The organism is Simplicispira sp. GW247-4R2A, assembly GCF_059424465.1.
The window spans coordinates 13,907-27,973 of the sequence record NZ_JBWKZM010000038.1 but is presented as its reverse complement, the minus strand read 5'-3'; the positions used below and the strand labels follow the sequence as shown (position 1 = coordinate 27,973).

Below are 14,067 nucleotides of genomic sequence, written 5' to 3'. Positions count from 1 at the left end.
CGTGTCTCCGAAGGAAAAGCGTACGGCGCGAAGGCGGCGCCTGGGCGCCACCACGAACGGGCAACTGTAGCGGGCCTGGGGTGTGCGTGCATTGGTGTGCACCCGAAGGCCATGGAGAAAAGTTGCCGTGCCTGGCGCACGCCGCACGCCGCACGCCGCACGCAGACGGGCGCGCAGGCCTGCCGCCATTGGTTGACTGCACATCCCGTGCCATTCGACTGGCAGGGCGGTTGGCACGAGGGCTTGGACACGCGCAACAACCTGGCGCCGCAGCCGTAGGACAGCACCGCGTGTGCGCGCGGAGTCCGGCGAGCCGTTGGCTGAAAATTTTGAGGAAAATTTGGCTATAGCGCTTATCCTGTAAACGTAAGCAGCTATAGTTAAAATAGCAATAAAGGTTGCAGCAGTGTGTACGCTGTGTGAGCGTTCTGCCTATCATGGCCTCCGGTACAGCATCCCAAGGAGATTTTTGATGAGCAACGTTTCCATTGCCGTGGTGGTCGGCAGCTTGCGCAAAAATTCTTTTAACCGGCAACTGGCCGAGGCCCTGACCAAGATGGCGCCGCCGGGCTGGCAGCTCAAGCGGGTGCGCATCGACGACCTGCCGCTCTACGACCAGGACGACGATGCCCAGCAGTCCGAACCGGTGCAGCGTCTGAAAGCGGAGATTTCCGCCGCGAGCGGCGTGATTTTCGTGACGCCTGAGTACAACCGGTCAATCCCCGGCGTACTGAAAAATGCGATTGACCATGCCTCGCGCCCTTACGGCAAGAATGCCTGGGCTGGCAAACCCGCCGGGGTGCTCGGCGTGTCGGTCGGTGCCATTGGCACGGCCATGGCCCAGCAGCATTTGCGCAATGTGCTGGCCTATCTGAACATGCCCACGCTGGGCCAGCCCGAGATGTTTCTGCAGGCCAAGGAAGGCCTGTTCGACCAGGATGGGCAGATTGGCCAGGCCAGCCGCGCATTCGTCCAGGGCTGGATGGACGCCTACGTCGCCTGGGTGAAGCGGCACGCCTGATTCGATTTCTAAATCAAACGATTGCTTTGTCGGCTTCACTTGTCGTACGCCTGTACTGTCGGCGCTTCGCCTTCGCGTATTCGATTGATTGAGAAACCGAATGACCTGGGCCGCGGATACTCCTGAATCAATAGCTGCTAGCGCTTGTAGGATAAGCGCTAGAGGCCAATTTCATTCAAAATTTCTGGCCTGAGCCGTTCAGGCCGCCTGGGCCACGCGGGCCTCGTTGGCCGCCGTCTGCGTGTGGCGATGAATGTCGTTCGCTGCGCTCGCCAGGGCGGCTTCGCGGGCGTCCGGGCCCATGCCCAGACCCTCGGCGCGCACGAAGCGCACGTCGGTCACGCCCAGGAAACCGAACACCGTTTGCAGGTAGCTCTCCTGGTGCTCCATGGCACGGCCGCCTTCGCTGGTCGAATACACGCCGCCCCGGCTGCTGGCCACGATGATGGTCTTTCCGCCCGCCAGGCCTTGCGGCCCGCTGGCCGTGTAGCGGAAGGTGCGGCCGGGCTGCGCCAGCCGGTCGATCCAGGCCTTGAGCTGCGTTGGAATGCTGAAGTTGTAGAACGGTGTGCCAATGACGATCACGTCGGCTGCCAGGAACTGCGCCAACAGGCGCTCGGTGACAGCGTTCTCGCGCAGTTGCGCCTCTGTGAGCCCATCGGTTTGCCCAAAGCGCAGCGACAGGGCGTCCTGGCTCAGGTGGGCGGGGGCATCCGCCACCAGGTCCAGGTGCGTCACCTGGGTGCCTGGGTGCGCAGCGACCCAGCCCTCGACCGTCTGGCGGCTGAGTTGGCGAGAGACAGACTGGGCGCCGGTGATGGCGGAATCAATGTGAAGCAGTTGCATGAAGTTCTCCTGAACGCGGTGTGAAGCGAATGGATAGAGTTTCGTGGCAAGCGCAATTGACGAGAAGATGGCAATATCGCGTTTCATTGTTCTATTCAAGAGACCATCCACCATGCAAGACCTCAACGACATGCTGTATTTCGCCGAGGTGGTCGAACGCGGCGGCTTTGCGGCGGCCGGGCGGGTGCTGGGGATTCCGAAGTCGCGGCTCTCGCGCCGGGTGTCGGAGCTGGAGAGCCAGCTCGGCGTGCGCCTGCTGCACCGCACCACGCGCAAGCTCTCGCTGACCGATGTGGGCGAGGCCTTCCTGCGCCACTGCCAGGCGGTGCGCGAGTCGGCCCAGGCGGCGGCCGACACCGTGGCCCAAGTGCAGACCGAGCCGCGCGGTACGCTGCGCGTGAGCTGTCCGGTAACGATTGCCCATTCCGTGCTGGGCGAGCTGATGCCGGCGTTTCTCGCCCGCTACCCGCTGGTACGGGTAGAGATGCTGGTGAGCAACCGTGCGGTGAATCTGGTGGAAGAAGGCGTGGACGTGGGGCTGCGCGTGCGCGAATCGGTGGAGGGCAGCGCCAGCATGGTCGTCAAGCGGCTCGACCGCACCAGCCAGGTGTTGGTCGCCAGCCCCAGGCTGCTGGAGCGCCAGGGGGCGCCGCGCACGCTGGCCGATCTGGCCAAACTCGACAGCATTGCCATGTCGGCCCAGGACGGCAAGGCGTCATGGAGCTTGATTGGCCCTGGCGGCGTGCGCGAGACCGTGCAGCACCAGCCGCGCTACGTGGCCGACGACCTGCTCACGCTTAAGTTCGCGGCAGTCGCGGGGACCGGGCTGTGCTGGCTCCCTGACTACATGTGCCAGGACGAAATCCGCCAGGGAACCCTGGTGCGCGTGCTGCCCGACTGGGCGCAGCCCCAAGGCATTTTCCATGCAGTGTTTCCCTCGCGCCGCGGTCTCGCCCCAGCCGTGCGCAAGTTCCTTGATTTTCTGGCGGAAACCGTGCCGGGGCACAGCGGCTTGTCCGGCTGATCTTCAGCGCCCGCGCACCGTGATGCGCCATGCCTGTTTGGCCGCACCGGTGCCGGCAATGCTCCAGGTGAGCAGCGCTACGCCCAGGAACACCTCCGGCAGCACACGGAGGAAATCAAAGCCCATCGCCAGGCGCATTTCCTGCGTGGACGCAGCGTACATGCCCAGGGGGAACACAGCGCCCCAGTACAAGGGGTCGTAGTGCAGGCCAAACTGCTTGGTGCCGTAGCGCCAGACGGCCAGCACCAGCAGCATGGGAATCCACCAGGTGCCGGTGGCCCAGTAAAACACCGTGAAACCCTTCAGAAAGGGCAGCAGCGAGGCGATGAAAGGCGCGTCTGGCGTGTTGATGATGAGCAGCGAACCCGCCAGCGTCGAGATCGCCATGGCGCCCATGTTGATCCAGTAGGGCGGCGAGAGATCGCCCGGGCTGAACGGAAAGAAGGTGTAGCGGTAGAAGATGAGCGACATCATCCAGATGTAGAGCATGCCGCCCCACAGCCACATCGAGAGCGCGAAGAAGTTCAGCTCCAGCCGCAAAGGTTGGTCAATGTGCGTGGCCAGCAGCGCGCTGAGCACGGCCACCGACTGCGTTGCCACCACCGCCAGCAGCCAGCCGCCGCTGATGCCGCGGTCCAGCGTGGGCTTGTTTTCCTTGATGGTGAGCACCGTGAAGATGGTGTAGGTCAACAGCAACCACAGCGCCAGACCAATGATCCAGAACGCGACCCCGACGCGGGTCCAGTGCACCAGCAGCAGGCACTGGCTGCCCACCACATTGGTGGCTGCCACGGCCGTGAAGAATCCCGGCCCGCGCAGGTGGTCCAGCAGGTCGTTCAGAAACCGCCGGCGAAAGAGCATCAGGCGCGCCAGATAGAGCGCCCACATCACGGCATAGAGCAGCAGGTTGAGCGCAAACAGCACCAGCGCCAGCGCATGCAGACCCAGCATGTTGCAGCCCATCGACACGATGCCAGTGGCCATGACCATGCCGAAGTTGGCCGGCGACATGTCGGCCAGGGCGGCACGCCAAGCCGGCTCTGTGGGCTGAAGGGGCAGAGTGGTCACAGCAAGAATCCAATTGGATGAGGGGTGAATGCCGGGATACGCGTTGGATGATAGGACTGCGGGAAGGCCGCGAGAGAGCGTGACTTATTCTTTTTTCATATGACTTTAAGAATAAATATTCTTTTGAGTTTTAAATATCTGCTGCGCAGAATCAAAGCATTCCCGCAATTTCCTGGCTTCTCGCGCCTGTTTGTTCCATGAAAATTCGCTTCCTGCTCGCCGCCCTGGCCCTTGGCGCCAGTTCGTTGGCTTCGGCCCAGACCACCTTGCTCAATGTCTCCTACGACGTGGCGCGGGAGTTCTACAAGGAATACAACCCTGCCTTTATTGCGCACTACAAGAAAACGACCGGCAAGGATGTGAAGGTGGACCAGTCGCACGCCGGCTCCAGCGCCCAGGCGCGCGCCGTGAACGACGGCCTGGCGGCCGACGTCGTCACCATGAACACCACCACCGACGTGCAGTTTCTCGCTGACCACGGTGTGGTGGCCAAAGACTGGCAAAAGAAGTTTCCTTACGACGCGTCGCCTACCACGTCGACCATGCTGTTCATGGTGCGCAAGGGCAACCCCAAGGGCATCAAGGATTGGGACGATCTCATCAAACCCGGCGTGAAGGTGATTGTGGTCAACCCCAAGACCGGCGGGAACGGCCGCTACGCCTATCTGGCGGCGTGGGGCTCGGTGCGCGAGAAGGGCGGCACCGATGCACAAGCGGCAGAGTTCGTCGCCAAGCTCTACAAAAACGTGCCTATCCTCGCCAAGGGCGGGCGCGATGCCACGGCCACCTTCGTGCAGCGCGGCATCGGTGATGTGCTGATCACTTTTGAATCGGAAGTGGTGTCGATCGAGCGCGAATTCGGCGCCGGCAAGATTGACGCGGTGTACCCGTCGGTCAGCATCACCGCCGAGAACCCGGTGGCGGTGGTTGAGCGCACGGTGGCCAAGAAGGGCACGGCCGAACTGGCCAAGGCCTACCTCGACTACCTGTATTCCGACGAAGCGCAGGAAATCGCCGCCAGGCACGCCGTGCGCCCACGCTCGGAAAAAGTGCTGGCACGCCACGCCGACCTGTTCAAACCGATCAAGCAGTTCACCGTGGCCAAGTACTTTGGCAGCCTGACTGAGGCGCAAAAGGTGCACTTCAACGACGGCGGCCAGTTCGACAAGCTGTACACGCCCGGCCAATAAAACATGGCCGCAGCGATTGCCGTGCCGGCGCCCGCGGGGCGCCCGGCGAAGCGTGCCAGCCGGCACGTGCTGCCCGGGTTCGGGCTGACGCTCGGCTACACGCTGTTCTATCTGAGCGTGATCGTGCTGATCCCGCTCTCCGCGCTGGTCTTCACCAGCGTCAGTTTGAGCTGGGAGCAGTTCTGGTCCGCCGTGGCGTCGCCGCGCGTGCTGGCTTCGTACCGGCTCACCTTTGGGGCCTCGCTCCTCGCCGCGCTGGTCAACCTGGTATTTGGCCTTTTGATTGCCTGGGTGCTGGTGCGCTACCGGTTTCCGGGCAAGCGCATCGTCGATGCGCTGGTCGATCTGCCCTTTGCCCTGCCCACGGCCGTGGCCGGCATTGCGCTGACCTCGCTGCTGGCGGACAACGGCTGGGTCGGCAGCCTGCTGGCGCCATTGGGTATCCAGTTGGCCTTCAAGCCGGCGGGCATCATGGTGGCGCTGATTTTCATCAGCCTGCCGTTCGTGGTGCGGACCGTGCAGCCGGTGCTGGAAGACACCGAGCGCGAGCTGGAAGAGGCCGCCACCAGTCTGGGCGCCAACCGCTGGCAGGTGTTCACCAAGGTATTGCTGCCGTCCATCGCGCCGGCACTGCTCACGGGCTTTGCCATGGCCTTCGCGCGGGCAGTGGGCGAATACGGCTCGGTGATCTTCATTGCGGGCAACGTGCCCATGGTGTCCGAGATCACGCCGCTCATCATCATCGGCAAGCTGGAGCAGTACGACACGGCGGGCGCCACCGCCGTGGCCGTGGTCATGCTGGTGATGTCGTTCGCGCTGTTGCTGCTCATCAACGCCTTGCAGGCCTGGCAGCGGCGAAAAGCATGAAACACCCCCTGAGTCGCTTCGCGCCTTCCCCCTCTCCTGCGGGAGGGGGACGCACCCGGTGGCCTGGCAGAGCCAGTTCCACGGGTGCACTGGTCTGGGCCGCGCCGGCTTCGAGCGCATCGGGCATGGGAAAGCTGATATGAATCCCCGTACCGTAGGCGCTGCGCGCGCCGGCACCACCGAAGCGCCCTGGGTGCGCCTGCTGCTGATTGCGCTGGCGCTTGGCTTCATGCTGCTGTTCCTGGTGTTGCCGCTGGCCGCTGTGTTCGCCGAGGCGCTGCGCAAGGGTTTTGGCGCCTACCTCGACGGACTGCGCGAGCCCGATGCCTGGGCTGCGATTCGCCTGACCTTGCTGACGGCATTGATTGCCGTGCCGCTGAACCTGGTGTTCGGCATCGCCGCCGCCTGGTGCATCGCCAAGTACGAATTCCGTGGCAAGGCGTTTTTGACGACGCTGGTGGATCTGCCGTTTTCCGTCTCGCCCGTGGTGGCGGGCCTGACCTACGTGCTGATCTTCGGTGCCAATGGTTGGTTGGGGCCGTGGCTGGCGGCGCACGACATCAAGATCATCTTCGCCGTGCCGGGCATCGTGCTGGCGACCGTCTTCGTCACCGTGCCCTTCATTGCCCGCGAACTGATTCCGCTGATGCAGGCCCAGGGCAATGACGAGGAGCAGGCGGCCATCGTGCTCGGCGCGAGCGGCTGGCAGACCTTCTGGCACGTCACGCTGCCCAACATCAAGTGGGGCCTGGTCTATGGTGTGATTTTGTGCAACGCCCGCGCCATGGGCGAGTTTGGCGCGGTGTCGGTGGTCTCGGGCCATATCCGCGGCCAGACCAACACCATGCCGCTGCACGTCGAAATTCTGTACAACGAGTACCAATCGGTTGCGGCCTTTGCCGTCGCCTCGCTGCTGGCCCTGCTGGCCCTGGTCACGCTGGTCATCAAGAGCGTAGCCGAGTGGCGGCAAGAACAACAGTTGCGCCTGGCCGCCGATCTCCCGCCAGAGCGCCCGCAGGAGAAACCGACAACCCCCTGAGCCGCTGCGCGGCTTCCCCCTTCTCTCGGCTTTGCCGGGAAGGGGGACGACGCCAGAGCGGCGGGGCGGCCCTTGCGCGGCGACCGCTGACTTGGGCTGCGTCGGTTTCGTGGCCTATAGCCGAAGCGCAGCGATACGGAATATTGAAGGACAGCACCCCATCATGAGCATCGAAATCCGCAACATCAGCAAGCAGTTCGGCGGCTTCCGCGCGCTGGACGACGTCAACCTGGACATTGCCTCGGGCGAACTCATCGCCTTGCTCGGGCCGTCGGGCTGCGGCAAGACGACGCTGCTGCGCATCATCGCCGGACTGGAAACGCCGGATAGCGGCAGCATCCACTTTTCAGGCGAAGACACCACCGACGTGCACGTGCGCGAGCGCGGCGTGGGTTTTGTGTTTCAGCACTACGCGCTGTTTCGCCATATGACGGTGTTTGAAAACGTTGCCTTCGGCCTGCGCATGAAGCCGCGCAAACTGCGCCCTAGCGAAGCGCAGATCAAAAAGAAGGTGATGGACCTGCTGGCGCTGGTGCAGCTCGACTGGCTGGCCGAGCGCCACCCTTCGCAGCTCTCGGGTGGGCAGCGCCAGCGCATTGCCCTGGCGCGCGCGCTCGCGGTGGAGCCCAAGGTACTACTGCTTGATGAACCCTTTGGCGCGCTCGACGCCAAGGTGCGCAAGGAGTTGCGCCGCTGGCTGCGCCGCCTGCACGACGAGCTGCACGTGACCAGCATCTTCGTCACCCACGACCAGGAGGAAGCGCTGGAGGTGGCCGACCGCGTGGTCGTCATCAACAAGGGCCGCATCGAGCAAAGCGGCTCGCCGCAGGAGGTGTGGGACCACCCGGCGAGCCCGTTCGTGTACGGCTTTCTGGGCGACGTAAACCTGTTTCATGGCCGCGCGCACGAGGGACAGGCCCAGGTGGGCGGCATGCAATTGCCCGCGCCTGAACACGGCGCGGCGCAGAACGAAAAAGTGCTGGCCTATGTGCGCCCGCATGACCTGGACGTGGAGAGGCCTGGCGTCGGCGCGCCGGTGCCGGCCAACGCGTTGCTGGCCGTCCTGACCCGCGCTATCGTCGTGGGCCCCATCGCGCGGCTGGAACTTATCCCGCAGGCGAGCGCCAAAGCAGCCGACAATGCAAACCCCGAAATGGTGATTGAGGCGCAAATTCCGGCGCAGCAGTTTCGGGACATGGCGTTTCGCGAAGGCGAGACGCTGCTGGTCACGCCGCGCCGCGCCAAGGTTTTCCTTGATCAGGCGGCAGGCATTTAGGAAGGTGTTTACGATCTAAGGCGATGCTGAACAAGTCACCGCGATGACGCGCGCCGTGCATCGGGATGGGATGCAAGGCGCAAATCCTCGCCATAGCCGCAGCTATGGCGAGGATTTGCAACGCCGCAGACCGCCCGAGGTACGGATGCGTGGCGCGTGAGGGACTTGTTCAACATTGCCCTAAGGTGCTCCTTTGCCGGAGTGCTGCCTATTTGACATTTTGGGGTTTTGATGATTCTCGACTGGTTCCACACCGCGCCGCGCCGCATCCTGGCACTGATGTGCCTCGCCTGCATCGGCCTGCTGGCTTTTGGCCTGTACCTGCAGCACGTGGTCGGCCTGGAGCCTTGTCCGATGTGCATCGTGCAGCGCTACGCTCTTGTTTTGGTAGCTATATTCACAGGTCTGGCAAGCGCTAACGGCAAAAAAGGCTGGATAGTGTCTTGGTCGCTATTGGCCTTGTTGTCCAGTGGCTTTGGTGCCTTCACCGCCGCGCGCCAGACCTGGCTTCAGTGGTACCCGCCCGAGTTCGCCATGTGCGGGCGCGATTTCTACGGGATGATCGAGAACTACTCTTTCAGCCGGGCCATTCCCATGATCTTCCGTGGCTCGGGCGACTGTGCGGCGGTGGACTGGACCTTCCTTGGGGGCTCGATTGCCAACTGGTCCTTTGTCTGCTTCGTGGGCTTTGCGGTGGTGCTGCTGGTTCTTTTGGCGCGCAGTCGGCGCTATGCGGTTGCTTAATCGTGGGACAGCCCTGTGCAGGGCTGTGAGATTCGCTACCATTCGTTAAGCCCAGCACCGCGGGCACGCAAGGGGAGCGGCGATGGAAAAACAATCCGCGATGGACCTTTTCGCCCGGTTGGATCAGCTCAACCGCATCGGCGCAGAGCTTTCGCGCGAACGCAATATCGCGCGCTTGCTGGAAAACATCCTGGAAGCGGCCAAGACCCTCACGGGCGCCGATGGCGGCACGCTCTACAGCGTGACCGAAGACGGCAGCGCACTGCACTTTGAAATCATGCGCACCGATTCGCTGGACATACGGCTTGGCGGCACCACGGGCAAGCCGATTGACTTGCCTGACTTGCCGCTGCGCCGGCCCGATGGCTCGCCGAACGACGCGTTGGTCGCGGCGCATGCGGCGCTGCATGGTCGCGCCGTCAATATCGCAGACGCGTATTCGCAACAAGGTTTCGATTTTTCGGGCACGCGGGCCTTCGACCAGCGCACCGGCTACCGCTCGTGCTCCTTCCTCACCGTGCCCATGACGGACCACCAGGGCGATCTGATCGGTGTCTTGCAGCTCCTCAACGCCCTGGATCCGGAAACCGGGCAAGTCGTGCCGTTCTCCAGCGCCGACCAGAGCCTGAGCGAATCGCTCGCCTCGCAGGCCGCCATTGCCCTGTCCAACCGCTTGCTCATTACCCAGCTTGAGCGCCTGTTTGAATCCTTCGTCAAGCTCATCAACATCGCCATCGACGAAAAATCGCCTTATACGGGCGGCCACTGCGAGCGCGTGCCCGAGCTGACCATGATGCTGGCCGAGGCGGCGGACGCCACCACCACGGGCCCGCTGGCGGACTTTCATATGAGCGAGCGCGACCGCTACGAGCTGCAGATGGCCGGGCTGCTGCACGACTGCGGCAAGATCACGACGCCCGTGCATGTGGTGGACAAGGCCACCAAACTGCAAACCTTGTACGACCGCATTGGCCTCATCGATACGCGCTTCGAAGTGTTGCGGCGTGACGCCGAGCTTGCCGCCCTGCGTGCCCAGCTTGCCTTGCGCCCGGTGGTGGATGCCGGCGCCGAAGCGGTGGCCACCGCCGGCCTGCAGCGCGAAATGAAGGCGATTGACGAGGACCGGGCGTTTCTGCGCCGCTGCAACCTGGGCGTCGAGGCGATGCAGCCAACCGACCAGCAGCGCGTGCGCGACATGGGCACGCAGCGCCAGTGGCGCAATGCCGATGGCGTGCAGACGACGTTCCTGAGCGCTGAAGAGGTCGAGAACCTCACGATCCGCGCCGGGACGCTGACCCAGGCCGAACGCGACACCATCAACTACCACATCGTCGCCACCATCAAGATGCTGGAGGCCTTGCCCTGGCCGCACCACCTGAAGAATGTGCCCGAATACGCCGGAGGCCACCACGAGCGCATGGACGGCAAGGGCTACCCACGTGGGCTTACGCGCGAGCAGATGCCGGTGCAGGCCCGCATGATGGGCATTGCCGACATCTTCGAGGCCCTGACAGCCGCCGACCGGCCGTACAAGAGCGGCATGAAGCTCTCGCAGGCGCTGGCCATCATGGAGCGCATGAAGCATGGCGGGCACATCGACCCTGATCTGTTTGAGGTGTTTGTGCGCGAGCGTGTCTACCAGCGCTATGCCGAGCGCTTTCTCGACCCTGAGCAGATCGATACCGCCACTACTTTTACCAGCTAGTTCTTCGGGTGAAATGGCGTCGTCAGGTGCCGGTGCGTCTGGCGGGCTTCCTTGATGCGCTGGCTGTGCGCAGCCAGCAGGTCGCCACGGGTGACGATACCCACCATGTCCGTGCGGCTGCCGTCGGCCAACACCACCAGGCGCCCGACATGGGCTTCCACCATGTGGTCGGCCGCTTCGCGCGCAGAGTGACTTTCCTGGACGACCAGCGCCGGGCGGTGAACCAATTGCTCGACGCAGGCATCGCCCGGGATAGAGGGTTTAAGCAAATCCTTGCGCGTGACCACGCCGATCAGCGTGCCTGATTTGAAAACGGGGAACCCCTGGTGCTGCGCGCGCGTATGGCCTTCGTCGATCCATTTCCTGACTTCGCCGATGCGCTGCGTGCTCTCGAGCCAGGCGACGTCGCGGCTGCAGATGTCGCCTACCGTGACCTGGTCAAGGTAGTCGGCGCTGTAGTCTGACGGCACCCGAACGCCGCGGCGCGTGATCTTCTCGGTCATGATGGTGTGGCGCATCAACAGACCAGACACAAGGTAGGCCGCAGCGCATCCTGAGAGCAGAGGAAGCAGCCCGTGAGGCTGTTGGGTGGTTTCAAACGCGAACACCACCGAGGCCAGAAACGCACGCGATGCGCCGGCGAAGATGGCCGCCATGCCCACCAGCGCAGCAATGCGGGGGTCCATGCCCAGTGCCGGGAGCCAGGTGGCCAGCAGGGCGCCGAGGATGCCTCCCAGAGCGCCGCCGACGGTGAAAAGTGGTGCCAGCGTCCCGCCGGACGTGCCGCTGCCCAGTGCGATCGACCAGGAAACGAATTTCAGCACCGCGCGCCAACGGCCAGATGCCCGTTCAGGATGGCGGCGATGTTGTCGTAGCCGACACCCAAGGTTTGGGGGTCGATGTAGCCGATGGCGCCAACCACCAGGCCACCGAGCGCGGGCCAATAGACCCAGTGCACGGGGAGTTTTTCGAAAGCATCTTCGATGCCGTAGGTCAGCTTGGTAATGCCTACGCCGATAGCGCCCAGCAACGCGCCCAACAAGGTGTACAGCACCAGTGCGGCTGTGCCCGGTGTCGCCACGGCCGCCATGGCAAACACGGCCTCGGTGCCTTCCAGCCGGTAGTGGATGGCGGTGGCGGCGGCAGCGGCCAGGGCCACCGGGATCAACGAGCGTGCGCGGCGCTCGAAGAGAAGCAGCTCGACGGCCAGTAGCACTGCCGACACGGGCGCTGAGAAAATAGCCGCCATGCCGGCCGCAGCACCGGCGGCAAGCAGAATTTTTCGCTCGTCAGCGGTGACGTGAATAAGCTGCCCCAGCAGCGAACCCAGTGCGCCGCCGGTGGCAATGATGGGGCCCTCGGCCCCGAATGGGCCGCCGGTTCCGATCACCACCGCAGACGACACCGGTTTGAGCCAGGTGATGCGGGCTGGAATCCGGCTCTCATTGCGAAGAATCTGCTCCATCGCTTCGGGAATGCCGTGCCCACGGATCGCCTTGGACCCCCATTTCGCCATGAAGCCCACGATCAGGCCCCCGATGGCAGGCACCACAATCACCCACGCGCCGAGCTGGTTGTGGGCGGGGCTGGTGAATTCGGTGCTCAAGCGCCCATAGAAGGCGATGTTGGTGACAAACCCGATCAAGTGCGTCAGCACATAAGCGACAAAGGCCGCCAGCACGCCCAGTCCCATGGCCAGGCCACTCAACCAGACCATCCGCTGGTCCAGCAACTGTGCGCTGCGGGCCATGTTCGCGTCCAGCAGGGCCGAATCGAGGTTCGGCGATATCGGCAGGGCCGCGTGCGTGTGAGAGTCTGCTTTCTGTTTGTCCATCCAGGAATTTTCAAAAAATGTAAGGGAAATGCTTTGCGCAGCGCCGCCTCGGTCGGGGCCGACGCTCCAACCGCTTGGAGCCCATGCGGCGGGTTGCTACAGCTTGCGCACCAGCACCTGGCTGCGCCGGTCCCAGTTGTATTTGCGTTTGCGCGCCTCGGGGAGCCACTCGGGGTCCACCGGCTTGAAGCCGCGCTTCAAGAACCAGTGCATGGTGCGCGTGGTGAGCACAAAAATGCTGTCGAGCCCGAGCAGACGGGCGCGCTGCTCGATGCGGCGCAGCAGCTTTTCGCCGTCGCCCGTGCCCTGGCTTTGCGGCGACACCGTGAGCGCGGCCATTTCGGCGGTGCGCGCTTCGGGGTAGGCGTACAGCGCGGCGCAGCCAAAAATCACGCCGTCGTGCTCGACGATGGTGTAGTTGGAGATGTCGCGCTCGATCTCGGTGCGGTCACGCTTGACGAGCGTACCGTCTTTTTCGAAGGGCTCGATGAGTTGCAGGATGCCGCCGACGTCGTCGGCCGTGGCTTCGCGCACTTCTTCGAGCTTTTCGTCCACGATCATGGTGCCGATGCCGTCGTGCACGTAAATCTCCAGCAGCAGCGAGCCATCGACCGCAAACGGAATGATGTGGCTGCGCTCGACGCCGCCCTGGCAGGCTTTCACGCAGTGCTGCAGGTAGAACGCGGTATCGGTGGGCTGCTGGCTCGGCGGCACGTGCGCAAGCAACTGGCGCGCCTGGGCGAGTGGCAGTTCGGTGTCGATGGGGTTGTCCTCACTGGCCGGCTCGTCGGGGTTCTGCAATATGCCTGGCACTTCGGTCACGAACACCAGCTTGTCTGCCTTGAGAGCGATGGCGACCGAGGTCGCGACTTCTTCCATGTTCAGGTTGAAGGCCTCGCCCGTGGGCGAGAAGCCAAAAGGCGAGATGAGCACCAGTGCGTCCATGTCAAGCGAGCGCTGGATGCCTGCCACATCGACCTTGCGCACCAGGCCTGAGTGCTGGAAATCCACGCCATCGACGATGCCCACTGGCCGCGCCGTGATGAAGTTGCCCGAAATCACCCGCACGGTGGAGCCCGCCATCGGCGTGTTGGGAAGGCCCTGGCTGAATGCGGCCTCAATCTCGTAGCGCAGCTGGCCAGCGGCCTCTTGTGCGCAGTCAAGTGCAATCGAATCCGTGATGCGGATGCCGTGCGAATAGCGCCCCTCGTGGCCCTTCGCCGCCAACTGCTCGTTGACCTGTGGGCGAAAGCCGTGCACCAGCACGATCTTCACACCCATGGCCTGGATCATGGCCAAGTCTTGCGCAATGCTCTGTAGCTTGCCGGCGGCAATGGCCTCGCCGGTGAGCCCGATCACGAAGGTCTGGTGCCGGAACTTGTGGATGTACGGCGCCACCGACCGGAACCAGGGGACGAAGGTGAAGTTGAAGACAGTGGACATGCAGGGGAGG

14 protein-coding genes are annotated in these 14,067 nt (G+C 63.7%); 9 read left to right on the top strand and 5 right to left on the bottom strand.

Annotation, left to right across the window (positions count from 1 at the left end; translation table 11 throughout):
• Positions 1 to 111 precede the first annotated feature (111 nt).
• Both AC07ZH_RS19245 and AC07ZH_RS19240 read left to right on the top strand, forming a co-directional pair.
• Complete coding sequence (locus tag AC07ZH_RS19245) at positions 112 to 279, top strand: hypothetical protein (protein ID WP_495200938.1); 168 nt, start codon at positions 112 to 114, stop codon at positions 277 to 279.
• 193 nt (positions 280 to 472) lie between these two features.
• On the top strand, positions 473 to 1,021 hold the full coding sequence (locus AC07ZH_RS19240) for an NADPH-dependent FMN reductase (RefSeq protein WP_495200937.1): 549 nt from the start codon (positions 473 to 475) through the stop codon (positions 1,019 to 1,021).
• Positions 1,022 to 1,219: 198 nt separating this feature from the next.
• On the opposite strand, the gene AC07ZH_RS19235 is transcribed toward AC07ZH_RS19240, so the two are convergent.
• Positions 1,220 to 1,867, bottom strand: coding sequence for an FMN-dependent NADH-azoreductase (locus AC07ZH_RS19235; RefSeq protein ID WP_495200936.1), 648 nt, complete (start codon positions 1,865 to 1,867; stop codon positions 1,220 to 1,222).
• A 112-nt stretch (positions 1,868 to 1,979) separates the two neighbouring features.
• On the opposite strand from AC07ZH_RS19235, the gene AC07ZH_RS19230 reads away from it, so the two are divergent.
• On the top strand, positions 1,980 to 2,891 hold the full coding sequence (locus AC07ZH_RS19230; protein WP_495200935.1) for a LysR family transcriptional regulator: 912 nt from the start codon (positions 1,980 to 1,982) through the stop codon (positions 2,889 to 2,891).
• Between the two features lie 3 nt (positions 2,892 to 2,894).
• Here the strand turns inward: AC07ZH_RS19230 and AC07ZH_RS19225 are convergent, their stop codons facing one another.
• Positions 2,895 to 3,902 carry a tellurite resistance/C4-dicarboxylate transporter family protein gene (locus AC07ZH_RS19225; RefSeq protein WP_495200954.1) on the bottom strand — a complete coding sequence of 336 codons (1,008 nt, stop codon included), beginning with the start codon at positions 3,900 to 3,902 and terminating at the stop codon, positions 2,895 to 2,897.
• Positions 3,903 to 4,156: 254 nt separating this feature from the next.
• On the opposite strand from AC07ZH_RS19225, the gene AC07ZH_RS19220 reads away from it, so the two are divergent.
• The 6 genes from AC07ZH_RS19220 (at position 4,157) to AC07ZH_RS19195 (ending at position 10,780) form a co-directional block, all read left to right on the top strand.
• Complete coding sequence (locus AC07ZH_RS19220) at positions 4,157 to 5,149, top strand: sulfate ABC transporter substrate-binding protein (RefSeq protein WP_495200934.1); 993 nt, start codon at positions 4,157 to 4,159, stop codon at positions 5,147 to 5,149.
• Positions 5,150 to 5,152: 3 nt separating this feature from the next.
• Positions 5,153 to 6,016: a sulfate ABC transporter permease subunit CysT gene (gene cysT / locus AC07ZH_RS19215; RefSeq protein WP_495200933.1), complete on the top strand. Its 864-nt coding sequence runs from the start codon at positions 5,153 to 5,155 to the stop codon at positions 6,014 to 6,016.
• Positions 6,017 to 6,155: 139 nt separating this feature from the next.
• The gene (cysW, locus tag AC07ZH_RS19210) at positions 6,156 to 7,055 is read left to right on the top strand and encodes a sulfate ABC transporter permease subunit CysW (RefSeq protein WP_495200932.1); all 900 of its coding nucleotides are present in this window, start codon (positions 6,156 to 6,158) and stop codon (positions 7,053 to 7,055) included.
• 163 nt (positions 7,056 to 7,218) lie between these two features.
• A complete protein-coding gene (locus tag AC07ZH_RS19205) occupies positions 7,219 to 8,331 on the top strand; it encodes a sulfate/molybdate ABC transporter ATP-binding protein (RefSeq protein WP_495200931.1) in 1,113 nt (370 codons plus the stop codon).
• A gap of 231 nt (positions 8,332 to 8,562) precedes the next feature.
• Entirely contained in the window at positions 8,563 to 9,075 is a 513-nt protein-coding gene (locus tag AC07ZH_RS19200; RefSeq protein ID WP_495200930.1) for a disulfide bond formation protein B, read from the top strand.
• A gap of 82 nt (positions 9,076 to 9,157) precedes the next feature.
• Positions 9,158 to 10,780: an HD domain-containing phosphohydrolase gene (locus AC07ZH_RS19195; protein ID WP_495200929.1), complete on the top strand. Its 1,623-nt coding sequence runs from the start codon at positions 9,158 to 9,160 to the stop codon at positions 10,778 to 10,780.
• Here AC07ZH_RS19195 and AC07ZH_RS19190 read toward each other — a convergent pair.
• The 3 genes from AC07ZH_RS19190 to argA form a co-directional block, all read right to left on the bottom strand.
• Positions 10,777 to 11,604: a CBS domain-containing protein gene (locus AC07ZH_RS19190; RefSeq protein WP_495200928.1), complete on the bottom strand. Its 828-nt coding sequence runs from the start codon at positions 11,602 to 11,604 to the stop codon at positions 10,777 to 10,779. The two genes, AC07ZH_RS19195 and AC07ZH_RS19190, sit on opposite strands and share 4 nt — an antisense overlap.
• Entirely contained in the window at positions 11,598 to 12,614 is a 1,017-nt protein-coding gene (locus AC07ZH_RS19185; protein ID WP_495200927.1) for a chloride channel protein, read from the bottom strand. Before AC07ZH_RS19185 ends, AC07ZH_RS19190 begins: the two co-directional genes overlap by 7 nt.
• Positions 12,615 to 12,710: 96 nt before the next feature.
• Complete coding sequence (gene argA, locus AC07ZH_RS19180) at positions 12,711 to 14,057, bottom strand: amino-acid N-acetyltransferase (RefSeq protein ID WP_495200926.1); 1,347 nt, start codon at positions 14,055 to 14,057, stop codon at positions 12,711 to 12,713.
• Positions 14,058 to 14,067 lie beyond the last annotated feature (10 nt).